Origin of the sequence: Porphyromonas bobii (genome assembly GCF_943169685.1) — a bacterium.
Taxonomy (GTDB): domain Bacteria; phylum Bacteroidota; class Bacteroidia; order Bacteroidales; family Porphyromonadaceae; genus Porphyromonas; species Porphyromonas pasteri.
This window is the reverse complement of record NZ_CALPBU010000001.1, coordinates 269,438-291,822: the sequence shown is the minus strand read 5'-3', so window position 1 is coordinate 291,822 and position 22,385 is coordinate 269,438. Positions and strand designations below refer to the sequence as shown.

The 22,385-nt window shown below is 54.5% G+C and carries 17 protein-coding genes; 16 read left to right on the top strand and 1 reads right to left on the bottom strand.

The window, feature by feature from the left end:
• Positions 1–5: 5 nt before the first annotated feature.
• The 6 genes from KO088_RS01200 to KO088_RS01175 all read left to right on the top strand — a co-directional run bounded on the left by KO088_RS01200 (position 6) and on the right by KO088_RS01175 (position 6,335).
• Positions 6–662 carry a LysE family translocator gene (locus tag KO088_RS01200; RefSeq protein WP_215492998.1) on the top strand — a complete coding sequence of 219 codons (657 nt, stop codon included), beginning with the start codon at positions 6–8 and terminating at the stop codon, positions 660–662.
• Between the two features lie 42 nt (positions 663–704).
• The gene (locus KO088_RS01195; protein WP_215492996.1) at positions 705–1,352 is read left to right on the top strand and encodes a carbohydrate-binding family 9-like protein; all 648 of its coding nucleotides are present in this window, start codon (positions 705–707) and stop codon (positions 1,350–1,352) included.
• A gap of 16 nt (positions 1,353–1,368) precedes the next feature.
• Positions 1,369–2,832, top strand: a complete 1,464-nt coding sequence (locus tag KO088_RS01190; protein ID WP_215492994.1) for a DUF5686 family C-terminal domain-containing protein — start codon at positions 1,369–1,371, stop codon at positions 2,830–2,832.
• A gap of 526 nt (positions 2,833–3,358) precedes the next feature.
• Positions 3,359–3,808 (top strand): NanQ anomerase/TabA/YiaL family protein, encoded by a 450-nt coding sequence (locus KO088_RS01185; protein ID WP_215492992.1) that lies wholly within the window; start codon positions 3,359–3,361, stop codon positions 3,806–3,808.
• 116 nt (positions 3,809–3,924) lie between these two features.
• Complete coding sequence (locus KO088_RS01180; protein ID WP_215492990.1) at positions 3,925–5,088, top strand: TlpA disulfide reductase family protein; 1,164 nt, start codon at positions 3,925–3,927, stop codon at positions 5,086–5,088.
• A gap of 125 nt (positions 5,089–5,213) precedes the next feature.
• Positions 5,214–6,335, top strand: a complete 1,122-nt coding sequence (locus KO088_RS01175; RefSeq protein WP_215492988.1) for a TlpA disulfide reductase family protein — start codon at positions 5,214–5,216, stop codon at positions 6,333–6,335.
• 100 nt (positions 6,336–6,435) lie between these two features.
• Here KO088_RS01175 and uvrA read toward each other — a convergent pair whose 3' ends face one another.
• On the bottom strand, positions 6,436–9,336 hold the full coding sequence (gene uvrA, locus KO088_RS01170) for an excinuclease ABC subunit UvrA (RefSeq protein ID WP_285814627.1): 2,901 nt from the start codon (positions 9,334–9,336) through the stop codon (positions 6,436–6,438).
• Between the two features lie 860 nt (positions 9,337–10,196).
• Here uvrA and KO088_RS01165 point away from each other — a divergent pair.
• From KO088_RS01165 to KO088_RS01120, 10 genes are all read left to right on the top strand, one after another.
• Positions 10,197–11,006, top strand: a complete 810-nt coding sequence (locus KO088_RS01165) for a P63C domain-containing protein (protein WP_215492986.1) — start codon at positions 10,197–10,199, stop codon at positions 11,004–11,006.
• 165 nt (positions 11,007–11,171) lie between these two features.
• Positions 11,172–12,077 carry an ABC transporter ATP-binding protein gene (locus KO088_RS01160; RefSeq protein ID WP_215492984.1) on the top strand — a complete coding sequence of 302 codons (906 nt, stop codon included), beginning with the start codon at positions 11,172–11,174 and terminating at the stop codon, positions 12,075–12,077.
• Positions 12,078–12,085: 8 nt separating this feature from the next.
• Positions 12,086–13,360, top strand: a complete 1,275-nt coding sequence (locus tag KO088_RS01155) for an ABC transporter permease (protein WP_215492982.1) — start codon at positions 12,086–12,088, stop codon at positions 13,358–13,360.
• A gap of 18 nt (positions 13,361–13,378) precedes the next feature.
• Complete coding sequence (locus KO088_RS01150; RefSeq protein ID WP_060936182.1) at positions 13,379–14,080, top strand: precorrin-2 C(20)-methyltransferase; 702 nt, start codon at positions 13,379–13,381, stop codon at positions 14,078–14,080.
• Positions 14,081–14,296: 216 nt separating this feature from the next.
• On the top strand, positions 14,297–15,064 hold the full coding sequence (locus tag KO088_RS01145) for a C40 family peptidase (protein ID WP_215492980.1): 768 nt from the start codon (positions 14,297–14,299) through the stop codon (positions 15,062–15,064).
• 2 nt (positions 15,065–15,066) lie between these two features.
• A complete protein-coding gene (locus tag KO088_RS01140; RefSeq protein ID WP_215492978.1) occupies positions 15,067–16,947 on the top strand; it encodes an ABC-F family ATP-binding cassette domain-containing protein in 1,881 nt (626 codons plus the stop codon).
• Positions 16,948–16,987: 40 nt separating this feature from the next.
• Positions 16,988–18,107, top strand: a protein-coding gene (gene prfB, locus KO088_RS01135; RefSeq protein WP_215492977.1) for a peptide chain release factor 2 whose coding sequence is annotated in 2 segments (ribosomal slippage) — positions 16,988–17,050 and positions 17,052–18,107 — 1,119 coding nt in all. Because the reading frame shifts where the segments join, the coding sequence is not laid out codon by codon here.
• A 550-nt stretch (positions 18,108–18,657) separates the two neighbouring features.
• Positions 18,658–20,832 (top strand): polyribonucleotide nucleotidyltransferase, encoded by a 2,175-nt coding sequence (locus KO088_RS01130; protein WP_215492976.1) that lies wholly within the window; start codon positions 18,658–18,660, stop codon positions 20,830–20,832.
• 189 nt (positions 20,833–21,021) lie between these two features.
• A complete protein-coding gene (locus KO088_RS01125) occupies positions 21,022–21,186 on the top strand; it encodes a hypothetical protein (protein ID WP_009751898.1) in 165 nt (54 codons plus the stop codon).
• A gap of 164 nt (positions 21,187–21,350) precedes the next feature.
• Complete coding sequence (locus tag KO088_RS01120) at positions 21,351–22,385, top strand: alpha/beta hydrolase (protein ID WP_188807293.1); 1,035 nt, start codon at positions 21,351–21,353, stop codon at positions 22,383–22,385.

The window sequence follows — 22,385 nt, the reverse complement described above, 5'->3', positions numbered from 1 at the left end:
TGCCTATGCTTCTCTTAGAGCTACTCCTTACGTTTGCAAAAGGTATACTTATCGGTCTCTTAGTGTCTGCCCCTATGGGGCCGACGGGTCTCCTCTGCATGAGAGAGACGACACGTGGCAGACGTCGCGATGGGATGCTGGTAGGCCTCGGAGCGACCCTCAGTGACTTAGTCTATGGCCTCATCGCCTACTGGGGCGTAGGGATCGTACTGAATCTCCTCGATCAGTACAGTAGCTCACTCAGACTCGGTGGGAGTATCTTCATCTTGGGCTTCTGTATCATCCTCCTCACGCGACACGTCTCGACGAGCGAAGACGACACGCCCGCTCCCCCACATCGCCTCAAGTCTGCCTACAGTGTAAAGAAGGTATCTGGAGCCTTTGCTCTTACACTCTCCAATCCCTTCATCATCCTACTCTTCCTCCCGCTGTACGCACGACTTGAGTTCGTACGAGCTGTGAAGCTCCAATTCGTCGAGCTCTTTGTAGCTATGGCGGGCATCGGTATCGGTTGCCTCCTCTGGTGGGTCATCCTGACCTATATCATCAAGAAGCTCTCTGCCCGCTTTGGCATGAAGAGTCTCGAATGGATCAACCGTATCGTAGCCCTCGTACTCATCATCTTAGCTCTCGTAGGGATCTACACCTCACTCTTTGAGTAGCCCCTGCGTAGCCCTCCCTCTTTTTATCCTTGTACAAAACTTATGAAGCAAGCTTATATTCCCCGCATCGAGCGCGGTGCACACACCCTATCTGAGTTCACTCCCATCCTGCGAGAGCAAGGTGAAGTGCTCTATATCGATACGCTGAACTGGCGTGCAGACTTCCCTCACCGCCCACTCGTAGCTGCCTATCTGGGCTATGATGCCAAGGCACTCTACATCACCTACGTCGTCGATGGTCAAGACCTCCGCACGCTCTCCCCTGGAGATGGGAACTATGTCCACGAAGACAGCTGCGTCGAGTTCTTCATGCAGCGCGAAGCTGGCGAGGCCTATATTAACTTTGAGTTCAATGCTGCTGGGGTATGCTACGCAGCACACCACCAGTCTCCCTCCGAAGCTGAGCTTCTCAGCGCAGAAGAGTTCGCCAGCATTGAGCGCTGGGCGACTCATCTCGGAGAGCACGGGCTGGAGCTGACGGGTGCTCATGCATGGGAAGTCACCGTCGCTATCCCCTGGACGACGATGGGCTACGAAGCTGGTAAGCTCCCCACATCACTGCGTGCTAACCTATACAAGTGCGGCGACAAGACCCCACATCCTCACTTCCTTAGCTGGGCACCTATCGATGAAATTCAGCCCGCCTTCCATCGTCCACAGTTCTTCGGTGAGCTCTTCCTCCAAGCATAGTCCCGATACGCCCACTATGCCCCACCGACACTGCACTTGGCTTGGTGCTCTTGCACTGAGTCTCATCGCGCTGGCTCCTCTAAGAGCTCAGACGGGACTCACCCCTCAGGATAGCTTGCGTCTGGACTCCCTTGACGGGCTCCGCCGAGAGCTTGTTCGTGCCAACGAGGCTCGCCCGAAGTATGGCATCCCGATGATAGACCGCTTCTTCCGCTACGAGCCTGTAGCCCCCTACAATCAGAATCGTGGCTATCAGTTCCTCCATGCCGTCGCAGCGAGTATGGCTCGTAATCAAAATCCCTCAAGCAGTACAGGCGGGCCCCTGAAGACGCTCATTGAGATCGGGGGTGGGAAGGACTTTGACTTCGGGAAGTGGCGCATTGGCATTGATGCGGTCATTGACCTCCTGACGGCCAAGAACGCCATCGACGGCCAGTGGTTTGGCTATGGCATTCTCATAGCACGTAAGCTGGGAGAAGGTCGATCGATACGTCTGCGCTCCTCCATCAACTATGCACTCAAGAGCCGCAACTGGTATCACGAGCATAACCTGCTCCTCTACTACGCGCCCCAGCTCAACGGACTCATGGTACTCTCTGGCGGGCATACCTCACGAGAGACCTTCCACCTCACTCCCGAGGAGATCTACCGCGGATACTATGGAGCGCTCCCTGCTGCAAATAGCCCCGTCGTATCGTTCGTCAAGGACTATCTCCAGCTGCGCAATCGCATCCAACTCACCGAAAGCCTCGACCTCTCGACCTCCCTGCTCTTTGAGGATCGCAAGCCACAAGTAGGGATCCCCTTGGAGCACCATCGTGCCCTGCTTGCTTCGGGACAAGTGCTTTGGGCTCCCTCCTTCCTCAATCGTAGCGAGTCGGGCATACCCATTCCCATCGGCCATCGCCGTGAGCTGGGGGTCATCTATAAGCAGGCCTTCGACCCAAATGGGAGCACGCAGTCCGCTTCGGCCGTCCCTTACAGCCGCTTCCAGCAGCTCGAAGCCTTCGTCCGTGGCACGATCCCATTGAACGAGGACAATAAGATCGACCTGAAGGTCAATGCGGGCACGTACCTCTCTCGGGAATATCTCTCCCCAAGCGATGAGAAGTACTTCGCCCTCGCTCCTGTCATTGACCGCACGCCCTTCAAGGACAACTGGGCGACCCTGCCCCCCTTCTTCACTGGGGGGAAGAGCTGGACGACGCAGGAAGTCAACTTCTATTCGAATCGCTTCCTCCTCTCACGCACCAAGGGCTTCGGGGGCTTCTTCCGTATGGACGATGCGCTCCATGCCCGCAACCTCCTCACCGGAGACGGTCGTGCCTTCAGCGAGATCGGCTACTCCATCGGCTGGGGCGATATGGCACGCTTTGGTCTCTTCGCTGGGTATGACTGGCAGAAGACACGACCACACGTTGCCTTCCGCATCAGCCTACCCGTCCTCTGCCTCTCGGCCAGCGCCAGCGAGCGCTATTAGCCCCTACTCAAGATAAAGCCACCCGACGCGATGCCAATAGCATCACGTCGGGTGGCTTTATCTTGAGTAGGGGCTGGCGAGAGCTTAGGGGCAATGCCTCTATACTTTCCGAGCACCATGCATTTATAAAGGGAAAGGCCTGCGGTAAGAGGACGTATACGTTCCCTGATCAAAACGTATACGTTTCATGACCAAGACGTATACGTTTCACGCTCGAAACGTATACGTTTTCATCGCCAAACGTATACGTTTTGCCCGCGATAGCTATACGTTGCACTCAGCAAGGGTATACGTTCTGTCCAGCATCCCTACCTTCTGCCCTTTCGGACGGAAGCACGTCCAGCCTTCTACGAGCCTTCTGTACGAGAAATAGGAGGTAGGCTTCCCCCAAATCAGACACAAACGGCGCTTGATGAAGTAACGGGAAGTTTCTACCTTTGCTATGAGCTTGATGACGCGAGCTCCCACTCCCCACGCGGGATAAGACCACACGCCAAGCAACAACACATACATTATTAATCACCCTATGATCCACAGTACCCTCGACGAGTCCGCTTGCTACGAGTCCCTTCATCCTCGCTTTAAGGAGGTCTTCGACTACATCAAGAGTCACGACCTACGGGCTATGGAGCCCCAGCGCTTGGAGCTCCGAGGCGAAGAACTCTTCATCAACCGAATAGACGCCCCATCCAATCCCCAAGATGAGCAGCCGATCGAAGCGCACGAATCCTACATCGACATCCAGGTCCTCCTTGAGGGCCGCGAGCGCATCGGCTGGCTCCCCCGTGCTAAATGCCTTAGCCCCCGTGCCCCCTATGATGAGTCGAAGGACATCATCTTCTACCATGATCAGCCGACGAGCTACGTCGACTTGCTCCCAGGAGACTTCGTCATCCTCTTCCCCGAGGATGGTCATGCTCCCTTCATCGGGGACGGAAGTCCCATCAGTAAGCTCATTGTCAAGGTCCGCCGATAGCAAAATCAGTACACATCCCTGTGGAGGCACCCTCCGTACATAGCAGGATTATCGCTATCTTAGCCTAAGGATAAGAGCAAAATCATTCCCTGTAATACAAGACAAATCTCAAGTATATGAAGACAAATCAATGGATACGCCTCGGGCTCTTTGCCCTGGCTACGACTGTCGCCCTACCCGCCGTAGCTCAACGTAAGCGCCCCGCCAAGGGAAAGGTAACTAAGGTCACCATCACGCAGCCTAAGGCTGGTAACTACCGTATCGATGGGATCGCTCCCGCAGATGCCAATGGTCAGTGGGTCTACCTCTATAAGCCCAGCGGTCAGGGTGCTTCGGATAGCGTCCAGATCGCCAATGGCCGATTCACGCTGGAGCGTGCTGTAGCCGAAGACGGTCTCATCGCACATCTGGTCATCCCCAGATCGTACAACCTCTCCTTCATCCCCGAAGAAGGGATCATCAAGGCTGACCTCGCTGCGATCGCTGCTACAGGGACGGCACTGAATGACCTGCACGCACAGAAGGCCAAGGCACGCGAAGCCCTCGAGACAGAGACCAGAGGACGGCTCAAGGCTATCCGTGCAGACAAGAACCTGGACGACAAGGCCAAGGAAGAAGCCCAAGAGAAGATCGTCAATGAATTCTACGGCAAGATCAAGCCCCTCGCCGAAGCTGACCTCAAGGAGCACTCCAACGATGCTATCGGTCTCATTGCTCTTCAGACCCTCCTCGGGATGGAAGACGTGAACGTCGCTAAGGCAGAAGCACTCCTGCAGCAGGCTGGTGATCGCCTCCGTGCAGAAGAAAGCATTACGAAGATGGTCGCACGTCTTCGCCGTGTAGAAGCTACGCAGGCAGGTGCACAGTTCGTAGACTTCGAGGGAGTAGATGACGCTAACAAGGCCGTTCGCCTTAGCGACTACGTGGGCAAGGGTCACTATGTCCTCGTTGACTTCTGGGCTTCATGGTGCGGTCCTTGCCGTCGTGAGATCGCTCACCTGAAGAAGGTGCGCGATGCTTACACCGACAAGGGGCTCGTCATCCTCGGTACGGTCGTATGGGATGAGATGGAAGATCACCTCAAGGCTATGAAGGAACTTGAGATCACTTGGCCTCAGATCTTCAATAAGACCGAAGCTACAGAGCTTTATGGCATCGCAGGGATTCCTCAGATCATCCTCTTCGATCCCGCAGGTAAGATCGTCGCTCGTGACCTCCGTGGTGAGGAGATCAATAAGCTCCTCGACAAGGCACTCCAGGATAATGGCGGCAAGCTCTAAGCGCTTGGCACCAGACCTCTAAGCAGAAGCCCCCAGCTATATCTCTTCGGAGACGTAGCTGGGGGCTTCTGCTATATACCCCTGCATGAAGCACACCTCACACCTACCACGTTAGATACCGATATATGATGACAAGACTACTACTCTACTCCGCCCTTCTTCTACTCACATTCATTCCTCAGCATCTCCTTGCACAGCAAAGCGAGATCATCGAACTCAAGATCACGGGAGAAGCCACAGAGTTCGATAAAGACCAGCAGATGCGCCTCATACGCGTCTCTGATGGAGTTGTCATAGATAGCGTACCTCTCAAGGCGCGTCGCTTTGAGAAGGTCCTACGCCTCCCGACCAGTGAGCCTTACTATGAGCTATGCACCGATGCAGGCAGTCGCGTCTATCTCTTCCCAGAGCCAGGTGCACTCAAGATATCCTTTGAGCGCGAGGTGGCCTTAGGCACTCCTCTCAATGATAAGTTCGCCCAACTGATGGACAAGAAGAATGAGCTGCTTAAGCGCCGGGAGGAGAAGGAGCGTACATTGAGCAGAGACAAGAGTATCTCCCAGCTGGAGTTCGCCATGCTGGCCGACAGCCTGCTCTCCGACTACGATGCCTCGTTGGCAGCTGTCTATGCGTCCCAGCTCAAGGAGCATCCCGACGATGCCGTAGGACTCTTCTGTCTCCGAGCCGCACTACGCACGATAGACGACGATACTCAAGCGACCAAGAATCTTGTATCTCAGGTCTCCAAGAGGCTTACACAAGATGAGGAAGTCAAGGAACATCTGCAGCGCATTCAAAAGAATGCCACCCCTCCAGGCTCAGATCTTGATCCAGCCATCTATATGCTACGAGGAACGGACATGAAGGGACAGCCCGCCGCACTCCGTGACTACCTCGGCAAGGGGCACTATACCCTCGTGCACTTCTGGGCCTCATGGTGTCCTCCTTGCAGAGAAGAGATGGCTGAGCTCCGAGCATACTACATCACCTACGGCCGGCAGGGACTGCAGATCGTAGGCGTAGGCATGAACGATGACTATGCTGCCCTCTGCAACGAAGCAGAGCGCCAAGCTATCCTGTGGCCTCAAGTATTCCTCGATAAGTATCAGCGTGTAGACGGGGTCAAGTATATCCCTCGCCTAATTCTCTTCGACCCCAAGGGGAACTGCATTAATACCAATGTACCCCGAGAGGATGCCGAGGATACTCTCGAAAAGCTTGCGAGATCTATGGGCGGCAAGCTCTAAGTAATCACATATCCATAAAGTCTCGCCCCCTATCTGAGGCACCCATGCGGTGACCTGAGATAGGGGGCGAGCCTTTTCTTTGTCTTTACGGAGCAGAGCGCTACTTCTTGCGAGTGTGTTGCTTCACCTTCTGCTTGAGAAGTTCCTTGAGATACATCCCCGTAGCGGACTCTGCGCAAGAGGCGACCTCCTCGGGTGTGCCTTCGGCGACGATGTAGCCCCCCGCCTTACCACCCTCAGGGCCCATATCGATGACCCAGTCGGCAGCTTGGATGACCTCAAGGTTGTGCTCGACGACGATCACCGAGTGCCCCTGATCAATGAGAGCCTGCAGAGCATCCAGCAGGGTACGGATATCGTGGAAGTGTAGCCCTGTCGTCGGTTCGTCGAAGATGAAGAGCGTGGGGAGCTTCTTCCCCTTCCCGAGATAGTAAGCAAGCTTGACACGCTGGTTCTCCCCACCAGAGAGCGTAGAGCCCGACTGCCCCAGCTTGATATAGCCTAAGCCTACACGCTGCAGAGGACGGAGCTGATCGATGATCTTCGACGTCAGCTTGGAGGACGCACTATTCGCCTCGAAGAACTCAACCGCCTCATCGACGCTCATATCCAGGAGCTGGGAGATATTCACACCGCAGTACTCGGCTTCCAAGAGCTCCTTGCGGAAGCGCAAGCCACGACAAGCTTCACAGGGCAAGGTGATGTCCGCCATGAACTGCATCTCAATGGTGATGACGCCTGCCCCCTGGCACGTCTCGCATCGTCCGCCTTCCTTATTGAAGGAGAAGTAATAGGGCTTGAAGCCCATCTGCTTCGAGAGGGGAAGGCCTGCGTACAGCTCACGAATCGTATCAAAGGCGCCGACGTAAGTGACGGGGTTGGAGCGGGAGCTACGGCCGATATTATTCTGGTCAACGTACTCGATCTGGCTGATGGCACTCAGGTCTCCCGAGATGCCACGAAGCTCGAGGTTGTCCATCGGCTCCTTGTTCAGCAAGCGAGAGACACCTTCGTAGAAGAGCTCACGCATCAGGGTACTCTTCCCCGAGCCACTGACCCCACTGACGACAGTGAGTGTATGTAGGGGGAAGCGCACAGTGAGATCCTTGAGGTTGTGCATCGTCGCACCCTCGACCTCGATATAGCTATTCCATGGACGGCGCACCGAGGGCAGAGGAATGGTCTCACGCCCCGTGAGGTAAGCAGCCGTATAGCCTGGTGTTTCCTTCGTTATTTCGGAGGCAGGTCCAGCATAGACGACCTCACCACCATAGCGCCCAGCATCGGGGCCGATGTCGATGATGTAGTCGGCAGCACGCATCATCTCCTCATCATGCTCGACGACGACAACCGTGTTCCCCAAGTCTCTCAAGCGATGGACGACACGGATGAGGCGCTCAGTATCACGCTGGTGCAGACCGATACTCGGTTCGTCCAAGACGTAGAGCGAGCCTACGAGGCTACTTCCGAGCTGCGTCGCGAGGGTCACTCGCTGGCTCTCTCCACCGGAGAGGGTGCTGGAGAGTCGGTCAAGGGTCAGATAACCCAAGCCGACCTCATCGAGGAAGGTCAAGCGAGAGCGGATCTCATGCAGTAGGCGCTTTGCTATGAAAGCGTCTCCCTCGGGGAGCTGGAGATTATCAAAGAAGTCACGGGCTTCCCAGAGCGTCATCGAGACGACCTCGGAGATATTCTTCCCTCCGACCTGGACACAAAGAGCATCGGGCTTGAGTCGGCCACCACGGCAAGAGGGGCAGACCGTCTTCCCCGTGAAGTGCGCGATACGCACGCGATTCTGAATCTTATGGAGCTGGCTACGCAGATAGTCAAAGTAGGGAGTGATCCCGATAGGACCATACTCCTTCGACGGGACGCCCTCCCACAGCTGGGTCTTCTGCTCCTCAGTCAGCTCCTCATAGGGGCGATGGATGGGGAAGTGTAGCTTCTCTGCATAGCGAATGAAGAACTGCTTCCACTCCGACGAGACGACCCCACGCCAGCAGGCGACGGCATCATCATAGACCGAGAGTGTAGGGTCGGGAATTACTAAGCGGTGGTCAATACCCACGACCTTCCCGAAGCCTTCGCACTCGGGGCAAGCGCCGATAGGATTGTTGAAGCTGAACATCTCGGGGCTGGGCTCTTGGAAGACTCGCCCGTCAGCCTCGAAGATATTGCTGAACTCCTGCAAGCGCACGGGTTGGCGCACTCCATCCTTCATCTCCTCGATAGCCAGAGAGCAGATGCCTCGCCCCTCGAAGAAAGCGGTCTCTACGGATTCGCCAAGGCGATCCACGGCCTCCAGCTCTTCACTGAGAGCCAAGCGGTCAATGAGCAGGTAAAGCCCTTCGGCACGATCATCCTTCCACAGCAGCGCATCCTCAATAGCTACGATGCCGTCTTCCGTCCAGAGACGACTATACCCCTGCTGCAGCTGGATCTCCAGATGAGCCGCGAGTGAGCGCCCTGAGGGGATATGCAGAGGGACGATGAGATAGACGCGGCTACCTATGGGGAGCGACTTGATGTAGGCCAAGACGTCCTTCACCGTATGCTTGCGCACCTCTTCTCCTGTCGTGGGGGAGATTGTATGCCCTACGCGAGCATAGAGCAGACGGAGATATTCGTAGATCTCCGTCGAGGTAGCTACGGTAGAGCGGGGGTTACGGCTGACGACACGCTGCTCGATAGCGATCGCGGGTGGCAGACCACGTATCCAGTCGGCCTCGGGCTTTGCCATACGCCCGACGAACTGACGCGCATACGAGGAGAGGCTCTCTACATAGCGGCGCTGCCCCTCGGCATAGAGTGTATCGAAGGCCAGCGAACTCTTCCCCGAGCCACTCACGCCTGTGACGACGACAAGCTGCCCGCGGGGAATCTCGAGGTCTATATCCTTGAGATTATTGACACGTACGTGGTGCAGGAGGATATGCTCGGCCGTATCTTGGCGGTCGGCGGGTGTGGTGGGAGAAGTCTTCTTATTTAGTTTACGGGCCATCGAAGCTGAGTAATAGGCAATATACGGGGCGAAGGAGGGGCTTATACCCCTCGCAAAGGACGCTTAACTATTCTTACAAAAATACGAATTATTAGCGCGCTAATCACTGATAAGAATAGGTGGATGAAGCTACCGCATCGAAATCCCTGCCCCCTATTGGGGCTGTAAGAAGATCATTCCTTCGGAGTGAAAAGCTGGAAGCTGTAGTGGTATGACCTCCTATGCGTACGAGAATGAGTTGCGGACGAATAGCTGATAAGTTCGATCTACGTACGTGGCTCTAATATCTACGTGCGTGGACATTAGGATTTGCGTACGTGGTCTTTAAGACTATGTACGTGGACGGAGGAAAACCACTGCAGGCGGCTGCGCTTTATTCACAGAAAGACCATTCTTTCCTCTGCTGGATAAGAAAAATCCTCGTATTGGAGTGAGGGGCTCACGCTACCACTTTGCGTCGGCCTTGACATTTGACACTTCCAGCTATACTTATCAACTATTTATTGTTACTTTGCCTTTTGAAAGCTTTCTGAGAGCAAGCAACAATGTGATAGCAAACATGAAATATGGGTCATTTCATACGGAAACATCCACTACCACTAAAAGAGAATAGAAATCTTCTTCATACCTCACAGAGAGCGGACCGAATTTGTCTAATAAGCCAATATTACACCACCTTTAAAGGCAAACACATGAGAAGTATAAAAGCTACGCATGAAGGGATTTTAAAGATTGGAGATAAGGAATTTTCCTGTGCAGTACTAAGTAATGGTACGCGAGTACTCACTGCCACTGCTATCTTTCAAGCATTTGATCGACCTCGAAAAGGCGCATCTAGCGAAGTATATAGGGCTAAGCAAATGCCTAGCTTCATCAATGCAAATAACCTGCAACCATTCATAAGTGAAGACATTAAAGAATGGACTAAACTTATTGAATACCAGCCCCTATCTGGAAGCACAAAAACCGGTTATGATGCTCGTATACTGCGAGGGCTTTGCAAAGTATACATAGATGCAAAACGAGCTGGCGCACTACAACCAAACCAAGAGCGCTTTGCTGTAACTGCGGATGCTTTACTCTACGCACTAGCAGACGTTGGTATCACAGCGCTTGTTGATGAGGCTACGGGGTATCAGTATACCAGAGAGCGGGATGAACTTCAAAAGTTACTTAAGGCTTACGTTTCGGAGGCCCTTCTCCCCTGGCAAAAGAAGTTTCCTGATGCATTCTATCAGCAACTATTCCGTCTTCATGGCTGGGATTATACCCTACAAGGCATAAAAAAAAGACCTGGTGTTGTCGGTAAATGGACTAACAAACTTATATACGAGCAACTACCTGAGGGAGTACTTGATGAGCTTAAACGCATAACGCCTAGATCAGAGCGAGGTAATACAACGGAACGTTATCACCAGCATCTAACAGAAGACATAGGTAACCCCCACTTATCTAACCAGATACAGCGAGTCATAGCAATTATGGAGGTGTCTGATAACTGGAAGGATTTTCAAGAGAAGTTCAATAAGTCTATCCAATCGCAAGCTGATATAAAAAAGCTCACATCACCAACAATTGAATCACCTTTGCAAATTGGAAAGAAAAAATCAAAGGACTCTAAGCACCCTAAAGAGACCTACTCTCTATTCCCAGACGAGGACCTAGAATAAACTTAGGCTCCTCTGCTAGGAAGCAGGAGTAGCGTGCAAAAAGCAAAGCTTGAGTGGAGAAGATGCCTCTGTTCAAGCTTTCGCTCCATATCGTATCTTTGCTATCGGACCATGGAGCCTCGAGGATTCAAAGCTCCTCTCCTCTTACACACAACCCAGTATACTATGGCATACTTAGAAGTAGATCACGTGACGAAGCGCTACAGCGAGCATACCGCCCTCAATGAGGTCTCGCTGAGTGCCCATGAAGGACGCATCTTCGGGCTATTAGGGCCGAATGGTGCAGGCAAGAGTTCGCTCATCCGTGTCATCAATCGTATCACAGCCCCCGACAGTGGAGAGGTGCGTCTCGAAGGTCGCCCCCTGCGAGAGGAAGACCTCTTCCATATCGGATACCTCCCCGAGGAGCGTGGTCTCTACCCCAAGATGAAGGTCGGCGAACAGGCCATTTACTTAGCACGCCTCAAGGGGCTCAGCAAGGCAGATGCTCAGCAGCGAGTCAAGGAATGGTTTGAGCGTCTGGAGATCACATCATGGTGGGACAAGCGCGTCGAAGAGCTCTCGAAGGGGATGCAGCAGAAGGTCCAGTTCGTCACGACCGTCGTGCATGAGCCCCGCCTGCTGATCTTCGATGAGCCATTCAGTGGCTTTGACCCCGTAAATGCCGAGGTACTCAAGCGTGAGATCCTTGCCCTCAAGGCCAAGGGAACGACCCTCATGCTCTCCACCCACAATATGCAGAGCGTCGAGGAGCTCTGTGATGACATCACGCTCATCAACCGTGCCGAAGTCGTCCTCTCGGGTCAGACAGCTGAGATACGCCGAGCACACGGCTCTCATACCGCACGTGTCGTCTATGAGGGCGAGATCTCCCCTACTGACCTATCTCGTCTGAATATACTGGAGCATGAAGAGCGCGAGTACTCCAAGATCCTGCGAGTACAGCTGCAGCCCGATGAGGAGCTTCGCTCGATCATCGCCCAGCTCCCCTCTACCATCCAGCTCCAGAGTGTCGAGCTGGAATACCCCTCAATGCATGAGATCTTCCTCGAAACAGTCCAAGCTAAATAGTATCGGGTATGAATAAGCTACACCTCGTCATCGAGCGCGAATTCACCACGCGCCTCCGCAAGAAGTCCTTCTGGGTGATGACCTTCGTCATGCCTCTCCTGATGCTCTTCATTGGCTTTGTACCCGTCTTAGTATCCTCTGTCAATGAGGTGGACCAGCAGCAGGTGGCTATCCTCGACCATACGGGTCGCTATGCAGCCCTCTTCCAAGACAATGGCAGCTATAGCTTCGTCAATTCGGACCGTCCCTTAGACAGCCTACGCAGCGAGGCCTCCCAAGAGTCCATTACCGCTATACTCGAGATCCGAGACGATCTCTTGAAGGACCCGAAAGCTATCAGCCTCTTCTCTTTCAAGCAGCTACCACAAGGGCTGGAAACTTATATCAATGAGGTGCTCTCCCGCTACCTCACCGAGGAGAAGATCCGCTCGTACAACATCCCCCAGCTACAAGAAGCTATACAGGAGAGCCAAGTCCAGCTCCGCGTCCCCACATATAAGTGGGGCGAATCTGGTGATGTCGATGCGTCGTCCAGTACTGTAGCCAGCATCATCGGCGTAGCCCTTTCATTCTTCAGTTACCTCTTCATGATGACCTATGGAGGCATGGTGCTACAGGGTGTCCTGGAGGAGAAAAAGAATCGTATCGTCGAGGTCATCATCTCCTCGGTACGCCCTCAAGAGCTTATGCTGGGCAAGATCATCGGGATAGGTCTCTTAGGTATCGTACAGATCGCCATTTGGGCCATCTTGTTCTTTGTAGGAGCACAGATCGCCCAGGCTTTCTTCCAATCAGAAGCCATAGGAGGAACTTCATTCCTTAGCCAGGCCACGACCTTCTTCGCTGTACTGCAGGGTGTGAACTTCTCAAAGATTCTGATATTCTTCATCCTCTTCTTCGTGGGTGGCTACCTCTTCTATGCATCCATCCTCGCAGCACTGAGTTCGCTGGTAAGCTCGGATGAAGAGGCATCACAGATGATGATGCCTGTCGTCCTCCTCCTCATCCTCTCTATGTATGCAGGTATGGGGAGTGTAGACAATCCCGATGGCACCCTCGCCTTCTGGGCTTCATTCTGCCCCTTAACGTCCCCCGTGGTGATGATGGTACGACTGCCTTACGATGTACCTCTCTGGCAGCCCCTTCTAAGCCTCGCTATACTATATATCACCGTCTTCCTGACGAGTGCCCTCGCAGGGAAGATTTATCGTACCGGCATCCTCATGTATGGCAAGAAGCCATCGATGCGTGAGGTATGGCGCTGGATTACTTACAGACAATAGCAACCCATTACCCCAACTATGATTCACTTCGTATCGCTGGGCCCTGGAGATCCAGAGCTCATCACCCTCAAGGCCCTTCGCACCCTACGCGAGGCCGACTATATCTACACGCCCGTCCCTGTCTCTCGCAAGGGACGCCATGCCTCGAAGGCCGCCGAGATGATGCTCTCACTAGGCATACGCGAGGAGCAGATCCAACTCTACGACCTCCCGATGAGCAAGGACCGCGATGGTGCCCTTGAGGCCTATGAGATCGTCGCTCGAGAGGCCTGCGAGAAGCAGAAGGCCGAGCCCAATGCCCGTATCGCCATCGTCGCTGAGGGTGACTGTGGCTTCTACTCCTCCTCCGCCTATATCGGGGAGCATATCGAGCAAGAGGGCTTCACCACAGAGCAGATCTGCGGTGTCCCCGCCTTCATCGCCTGCAATGGCCGGCTCGGTGGTCAGCTCGTGCAGCTCGAGGAGCAGTGTACTGTCATCCCAGGCGAAGCTACTCGTGAGGAGTGGGACCGCGCTTGGCAGAGCCGTCATACCATCGTCGTAATGAAGGGTTCGCTCTGCGAAGCGGAGATCAAGTCAGCCGTCGCCCAGCACTCCGATCGCAAGTGGCATTACTTCGAGTTCGTAGGCATGCCGAAGGAGTACATCACCTCCTCTACGGATGAGATTCTCCAGCGGGAGTTCCCCTACTTCTCCATCATCATCAGCAAGCGCCGATAGGGCACTTCTCCACGCACCTCAAGCAGCGAACAAAGTCTATTTCAGCAGATTATACTATCTTTGCTAACGAAAGCGTTCTCTGCTTGTAGACATCTTTTGCCTACAGCCCATCCGAAGTGGAGGGAGTCAAAGTAAAGTACTGACTCCCTCCACCTCGGGTGTTTAAGGTCCTTCCCACACGGGGGAGATAGCCTGCCTCACCTAAGTTAAGACAGGATGATTCGATTCAAGAAGTCATGCACTACACTCGTAGTAGCAGCCCTCACTACCCTCCTTGCCCTACCCGCAGGAGCCACCGACCTCAGCTCCACCCGCGACGGAGCTCTGACCACAGAGACACACACCCAGCACACGGAGGCTTCACTCTTAGAGCTCACCACTGAGCTACAAGCCCCCGCACCAGCTCCCGCCCCCAGAAAATCAAGACATAAGCGCTCCAGCAGACGATACGCTGCAGGAAGGAGTCGCAGCTATGGCTCACACTATCGCCGTCGCAGTGGCGGCAGTGGCTTCTCCTACGATAAGATGGAGATAGCCTCCTCCACCCCCGCTCTCATCAAGTCCGTCGTAGACCACGGGCAGCAGCTCTTAGGTCTACGCTATCGCACCTCAGGCGTCGCTAAGTGGCCCCTCGACTGCTCAGGCTTCGTCAGCTACATCTATTCTCTCGAAGGCATCAAGATCCCTCGCTCCTCGAGTGGTCTCGCCGTCTATGCGAATAATATCAAGGATCCTCAGCCCGGTGACCTTCTCTTCTTCAAGGGGCGTAACCGCAGTGCCAACCGTGTAGGTCATGTGGCTATGGTCATCAGCAATGAGGATGGCAACATCAAGATGATGCACAGCAGCTGTAGCCGTGGTATCGTCATCGAGAACCTCAACAACAACGCCTACTACACCTCACGCTATGTAGGCGCTGGCCGTCTACCCGAAGTCAAGGAGCACTGGAAGGGTGTCCCCATGGCCCCTGAATCCTTAGACTAAGTATGCTTCAGGTCGAGCAACTCACCAAGAGCTTCGGGGATCGCGTCCTCTTCTCTGATATCTCCTTCTCCATTGAGCGTGGGCAGAAGGTCGGGCTTATCGCACCCAATGGTACGGGTAAGTCCACCCTCATGCGTATCCTGCTCGGCAGAGAGCCACAAGACTCGGGGACCATCACCTACGAGCGTGACATCAAGCAAGCCTTCCTACCACAGCTCCCCGATCTCCCCGAGACGGGGACTATACTCGAAGCGTGCTTCAGCCCTTACGATCCCGTAGCACAGCTCACCCTCGCTTGGGAGATAGCCGTAGAGTCGGGAGATAGCCAGACGATGGAGCGCCTCCTCCCCGAGATGGAGGCCAAGGGAGCATGGCACTATGAGCAGCGTGCTAAGGAGATCCTGGGTGCACTCGGCATCCACGACTACCAGCGCTCCGTCAAGGGCCTCTCGGGTGGAGAGGCTAAGCGCATCGCCCTCGGGAGTACGCTCATCAGCCAGCCCGACCTCCTCTTCCTCGATGAGCCGACGAACCATCTTGACCTCAAGAGCATCGAGTGGCTCGAGAGCTACCTCGCCCGCTCCACGATGGGTTTCTTACTCATCACCCACGACCGCTACTTCCTCGACCGCGTCTGCAACCAGATCATCGAGCTCGATGGTGGGCGTCTCTACCGCTATAAGGGGAACTACGACTACTACCTCACCAAGCGCGAAGAGCGTCACGAGCAGGAGGAGCAGTCTCGTCAGCGCGCACTCAACCTCTACAGACGAGAGCTCGAGTGGATGCGCCGTCAGCCCCAAGCTCGCGGGACGAAGGCACAGTACCGCATCGATGCCTTCCATGAGTTAGAGGCTAAGACCCGCCCTGCTCAGCGCACGGACGAAGTACAGCTCGGCGCCTCATCGACCCGCATCGGGAAGAAGATCTTCGAGGCACACCACGTCAATAAGCGCTTTGGCGACAAGGTACTCCTGCAGGACTTCAACTACGTCTTCAGTCGCTATGACAAGGTCGGTATCATCGGCGAGAACGGTGTCGGTAAGACCACCTTCCTCCGTATGCTCCTCGGCGAGATCGAGCCTGACTCAGGGCACTTCGACATCGGAGAGACTATACGCTTCGGCTACTACAGCCAAGAGCCTCCGACCTTCTCGCCCGAGAAGCGCGTCATCGACATCGTGCAGGAGATCGCAGAGAACTTTGAGCTTCCCGCAGGAAGCGCCCAAGTAGAGCGCCTCTCCGCCTCCCAGATACTTACGCGCTTCCTCTTCCCTCCCGAGCGCCAATACACCCCTGTTGAGAAGCTCAGCGGTGGCGAGCTACGCAGACTCTATCTGTGCACCGTGCTCGTCACGTGCCCGAACTTCCTCGTCCTCGACGAGCCTACCAATGACCTTGACATCCTCACCCTACAAGCACTCGAGGAGTACCTCGCGGACTTCGCAGGCTGCGTACTCATTGTCAGCCACGACCGCTTCTTCATGGACAAGGTCGTGAACCATCTCTTTTCCTTTGAGGGGGCAGGCGTCGTACGTGACTTCCCTGGGAGCTACACCCTCTATCGTATGAAGCGTGAGGAGGAAGAGCGTCAAAAGGCTGAGGCTTCACAGCCCCGTAAAGCAGCCCCCCAGCCAGCAGAATCACGTCGCACAGCAAACCGCCCTGCACGCCTCACCTATGCTGAGCGACGAGAGCTTGAGGAGATCACAGCGCGTATTCCCCAGCTTGATGAGGAGAAGACATCCCTCGAGGCCAAGCTCTCCACAGGCACACTCTCACACGAAGAGCTGATGAAGGCCTCGGAGCGTATCGGTGAGCTCATCGAAGAGATGGACCTACTTACTCTGCGCCAGCTCGAGCTGGAGGAGAAGGAGGCCTAACATACCCCCGACTATTTATTCACTAATCACATAGAAGTCTATGATAACGACAGACCAGCTCAATGCCCTGCTGGAGCGCAAGACTGCGCTGAGGAGGTATCTTTGACGTCGATAGCCGACGTATCCAATTAGAAGAAGAAGAGCTTCGTACGGCAGACCCTTCCTTCTGGGAAGATCGCACCCGCGCCGAAGCCCAGATGCGTAAGGTCAAGGACCTTCGCAAGTGGATCGCCTACTACGACGAAGCTGAGCGTCTCGTCGAGGAGGTAGCCCTCGCACTTGAGTATTATAAGGAGGAGATCACGACCGAGGAGGAAGTTGATGATGCCTACGGGCGTGCCATTTACCTCTTCGAAGAGGTCGAGCTTAAGAATATGCTCCGTGCCGAGGAAGACAACCTTGGAGCCGTACTCAAGATCAACGCTGGAGCTGGCGGTACCGAGAGCCAAGACTGGGCTTCAATGCTTGCCCGTATGTATAGCCGCTGGTGCGACAAGCAAGGGTATAAGACCACAATCACCAACTGGCAGGACGGCGATGAAGCTGGCATCAAGACCATGACTATGCAGGTCGAGGGTGATCAGGCTTATGGCTTCCTCAAGAGCGAGACGGGCGTACACCGCCTCGTACGTATCTCCCCCTACAATGCGCAGGGGAAGCGTATGACGAGCTTTGCCTCCGTCTTCGTCGTACCTCTGGTAGACGATACCATCGAGGTAGAGGTCAATCCCGCCAATATGAGTTGGGACACCTTCCGCTCCAGTGGTGCCGGTGGGCAGAACGTCAACAAGGTCGAGACTGGGGTACGCCTACGATATAAGTACAAGGACCCCGACACGGGCGAGGAAGAGGAGATCATCATCGAGAATACTGAGACCCGATCGCAGACTGACAACCGAGAGAATGCCCTTCGCCTTCTACGCTCGCAGCTCTATGACAAGGAGCTTGAGCGTCGCCGCAAGGCGCAGGCCGAGGTCGAGGCTGGTAAGAAGAAAATCGAATGGGGTGCCCAGATCCGCAGCTACGTCTTCGATGATCGCCGTGTGAAGGACCACCGCACAGGCTACCAGACCTCAAATGTCACCGCTGTCATGGACGGAGATATCGACGAGTTCATCAAGGCCTACTTGATGGAGTTCGCAGGAAAGGACGAGGAATAGTTCTTTCATTCACCACGACTATTAGCATAGAATAGCCCCCGCTTAGAAGCCGAACTCTAAGCGGGGGATTTCGTTTGAGAGAAGCAACTACCATTACCTCCAAGCGGGATGAACGGGAGGGATGAATGACCGACTCTTGGAGGGAGTCCTCCCAAGCAATAGAGGTAAGGGGTATAAACCTATATTGGTCCACGAGTGAACCTATATTGGTCCGAGCGCGAACCAATATAGCTCGGAGTGTAGACCAATATAGGTCAGAGCAGCGACCAATATGGGTTCATATCATAGGCCTATACGACAGCCGAAGTTGAGCAGCAGATGAGTCTTCTTTGATCAAGCTCATAAAGAGCCTCCATGGCATACTGGATCCCCTTCCGTTATGGCAAAATTGCCCGACCTCGAGGAGCTGAATAAAGGTAAGCAGGAAGGTAGCAGATAAGAATTCCCTCCAAAGTATGGCTACATCGCAGAGCTGGGGCGCTTGGTACCGTTTATTTGACTACCTTTGTCCCGACTATTAAAGGTGTTATCAATCAATTAAAGAACAATAATGCTACAGCCAATTAGCAAAACAATCACACTGCCCGATGGTAGAGAGATCGTCATCGAGACAGGGAAATTAGCCAAGCAGGCTGACGGTTCCGTAACCCTCCGTATGGGGAATACCGTCCTGCTGGCCACTGTATGCGCAGCCAAGGATGCCAATCCTGGGGTTGACTTTATGCCCCTCCAGGTCGAGTACAAGGAGAAGTATGCCGCTTTCGGTCGCTTCCCTGGTGGCTTCACGCGCCGCGAAGGCAAGGCTTCTGACTATGAAATCCTTACTTGCCGTCTCGTAGACCGTGCCCTGCGCCCCCTCTTCCCAGATGACTACCATGCCGAAGTCTTCGTCAATGTCATTCTCTTCTCTACGGATGGTGTAGATATGCCTGATGCTCTGGCTGGGCTCGCTGCTTCTGCAGCCCTCGCCGTATCGGACATCCCCTTCAACGGTCCTATCAGTGAGGTCCGCGTCGCCCGCGTCAATGGCGAATTCATCATCAACCCCACCTTCGAGCAGCTTGAGTCTGCTGATATCGAGCTCATGGTAGGGGCTACCCTCGATAACATCATGATGGTCGAAGGGGAAATGCAGGAAGTCCAGGAAGCTGAAATGCTCGAGGCTATCAAGGTAGCCCACGAAGCCATTAAGGTACAATGCCAGGCTCAGCTCGAGCTCAGCGAAGCTGTAGGTAAGCTCGTCAAGCGCACCTATTGCCACGAAGAGAACGACGAAGACCTGCGCAAGGATGTACACGAATCCTGCTATGCTAAGGCCTATGCCGTAGCTGTATCGGGCACCGACAAGCACGCTCGTGCTGAGGCCTTCGATGCTATCGTAGAGGAATACAAGGCTAAGTTCACTGAAGAGGAGCTCGAGACGAAGGCTCCCCTCATCGCTCGTTACTACCACGACGTCGAGAAGGAAGCTATGCGCCGTGCTATCCTCGACGAAGGCAAGCGCCTTGACGGTCGTAAGACCACCGAGATCCGTCCTATCTGGATCGAAACGGATTACCTGCCCGGACCTCACGGCTCTGCAGTCTTCACCCGTGGTGAGACGCAGTCTCTGACGACGGTCACGCTGGGTACGAAGAGCGATGAGAAGCTCGTCGACGACGTACTTAACTACGGTAAGGAACGCTTCCTCCTCCACTATAACTTCCCTCCCTTCTCTACCGGTGACGCTCGCCCACAGCGTGGTGTCGGCCGCCGTGAGATCGGTCATGGGAACCTCGCTCACCGCGCCCTCAAGCGCATGCTCCCCGCTCAGTACCCCTACGTAGTCCGTGTCGTCTCCGATATCCTCGAGTCTAACGGCTCTTCTTCTATGGCTACGGTATGTGCTGGTACGCTCGCTCTGCGTGACGCTGGTGTGCCCATCGCTAAGCCCGTATCGGGTATCGCCATGGGTCTGATCTCTGAGAACAAGGGTACGAACTACGCGATCCTCTCCGACATCCTCGGTGACGAAGACCACCTCGGTGATATGGACTTCAAGGTAACGGGTACCGCTGACGGTATCACCGCTACTCAGATGGACATCAAGGTCGATGGTCTTAGCTACGAAATCCTCGAGCGTGCTCTGGCACAGGCTCGCGAAGGTCGTCTGCACATCCTCGGCAAGATTCTCGAAGCTCAGCCCGAGACTCGCGAAGACCTCAAGCCCCATGCTCCTCGCATCGTGACCCTGCGTATCGGCAAGGAATTCATCGGTGCTGTCATCGGCCCTGGTGGTAAGATCATTCAGGGTATGCAGGAGAAGAGCGGTGCCTCTATCAGCATCGAAGAAGTGGATGGCGTCGGCGTAGTCGAAATCAGCGCATCCAACAAGGATGCTATCGACACGGCTGTTGGCCTCATCAAGGGCATCGTCGCTATGCCTGAGGTAGGCGAAGTCTATCAGGGTAAGATCTCCTCGGTCATGCCTTACGGCTGCTTCGTAGAGTTCCTCCCCGGTAAGGACGGTCTGCTCCACATCTCTGAGATCGACTGGAAGCGCTACGAAAAGATCGAAGACACGGGCCTCGAAGAAGGTCAGCAGATCGAAGTCAAGCTCATCGACATCGACCAGAAGACGGGTAAGTTCAAGCTCAGCCGTCGTGCCCTGCTTCCCAAGCCCGAAGGCTATAAGGAGCCCGAGCGTCGTCCCCGCCCTGACCGTGGTGAGCGTCGTCCTCGCTAATTAGCATCTAATAGAGGAGGCTTGAGCCCTCCCCTTCACAGAGTCGCAATTTCACAAGAGTAGCCCCCTGATATCTCCACAGAGATGGGGTATCGGGGGCTATCTTCTGTAAGCGTTTCGTTATGTACGGAATTATTGCGTACTTTGCATATAGAGAACATACACATAACCATAGTACATAGAGACATTATGAAGCAGTATATCGGTATCATCGTGATGCTCATCGGGGCTCTTCTTCAGCTCTTCACTTACTTCACGGACCAGGTAGAGAATGCCAACCTCTTCCTCGGCACGGGGCTTACACTCGTCGTCCTCGGCTTTCTCGGTCACATCTTCATCAACAAGAAGGCGTAACCACCGGTCTAAAGAAGTGCACATCACTCCCATAGCGAGCTGTCCAGCAGAGGCTGGATAGCTCGCTTTATTTTAGCGCAAAGCCCATACTCCGACAGGACCTACCGCCACGGGATGGCGTGATTTAAGTTATCTTTGCATTCAAGTCAATACAAACAGATAGTATGAAACGACGACTTTATATCCTCCTCCTTCTCATCACGTGCAGTCTACTTGGTCTGGAGCTCTCCGCACAATGGCGTGCTGATAGCATCTCAGGCTACAGCCAGCGCACACTACAGATGCGAGATGACTACGCAGGAGCTGTCACCGCTACACTCATACGACACGACCGTACTACTCCCTCTAAGCGGGCCCTACTCTACGTACACGGATACAATGATTACTTCTTCCAGGCCGCTATGGGAGATAGTATCGCTCAGCATGGGATTGACTTCTATGCTCTCGATCTACGCAAATATGGGCGCTCTATCCTCCCTCATCAAGATGCCTTCGAGGTACGAGACCTACGGGAGTACTATGAAGAACTGGGGGCAGCACTGAAGATCATCCGTGAGGAAGGTGCCGAGGAGGTCTATCTGATGGCACACTCGACAGGTGGGCTCATCACCTCCCTTTATCTTGCTGACACGAAGAATCAAGATAGCATCCGTGCCTTCATCCTCAATAGTCCTTTCTTTGACTTCAACTTCTCGAAGGCTGAGGAGAAGATCGTCCTTCCCCTACTGACCGCTTCAGCGGGTATAGCTCCAAGCAAGGTCATCAGTGGGGTATCTAAGTCGCCCGACCTATATGCTCAGTCATTACTCTCCCGATACCACGGGCCATGGGACTACGACACGCATCTCAAGAAGGACTACGGACACCCCATCCGCCTCGGTTGGCTTCGTGCTATTCGTCGTGGGCATAAGCGCGTGCAGCGTGGTCTACAACTCCCGATGCCTATCCTCCTGATGAGCTCAGATAAGAGTATCCGCGCTAAGGGCGTATGGCAAGAAGCCTTCGGTAAGGCTGACCTCGTGCTGGACGTAGAGGATATACAGCGCTACGGGAAGAAGCTTGGCCCTCAAGTCGAGGCACACCGCATCCCCAACGGCCTCCACGACCTTTTTCTCTCGAGTGACTCCACCGCTTACGCCACGGTCTACCGCACGCTCTTCACATTCCTCGACTCACTTCACTCCACATCACATCCATAG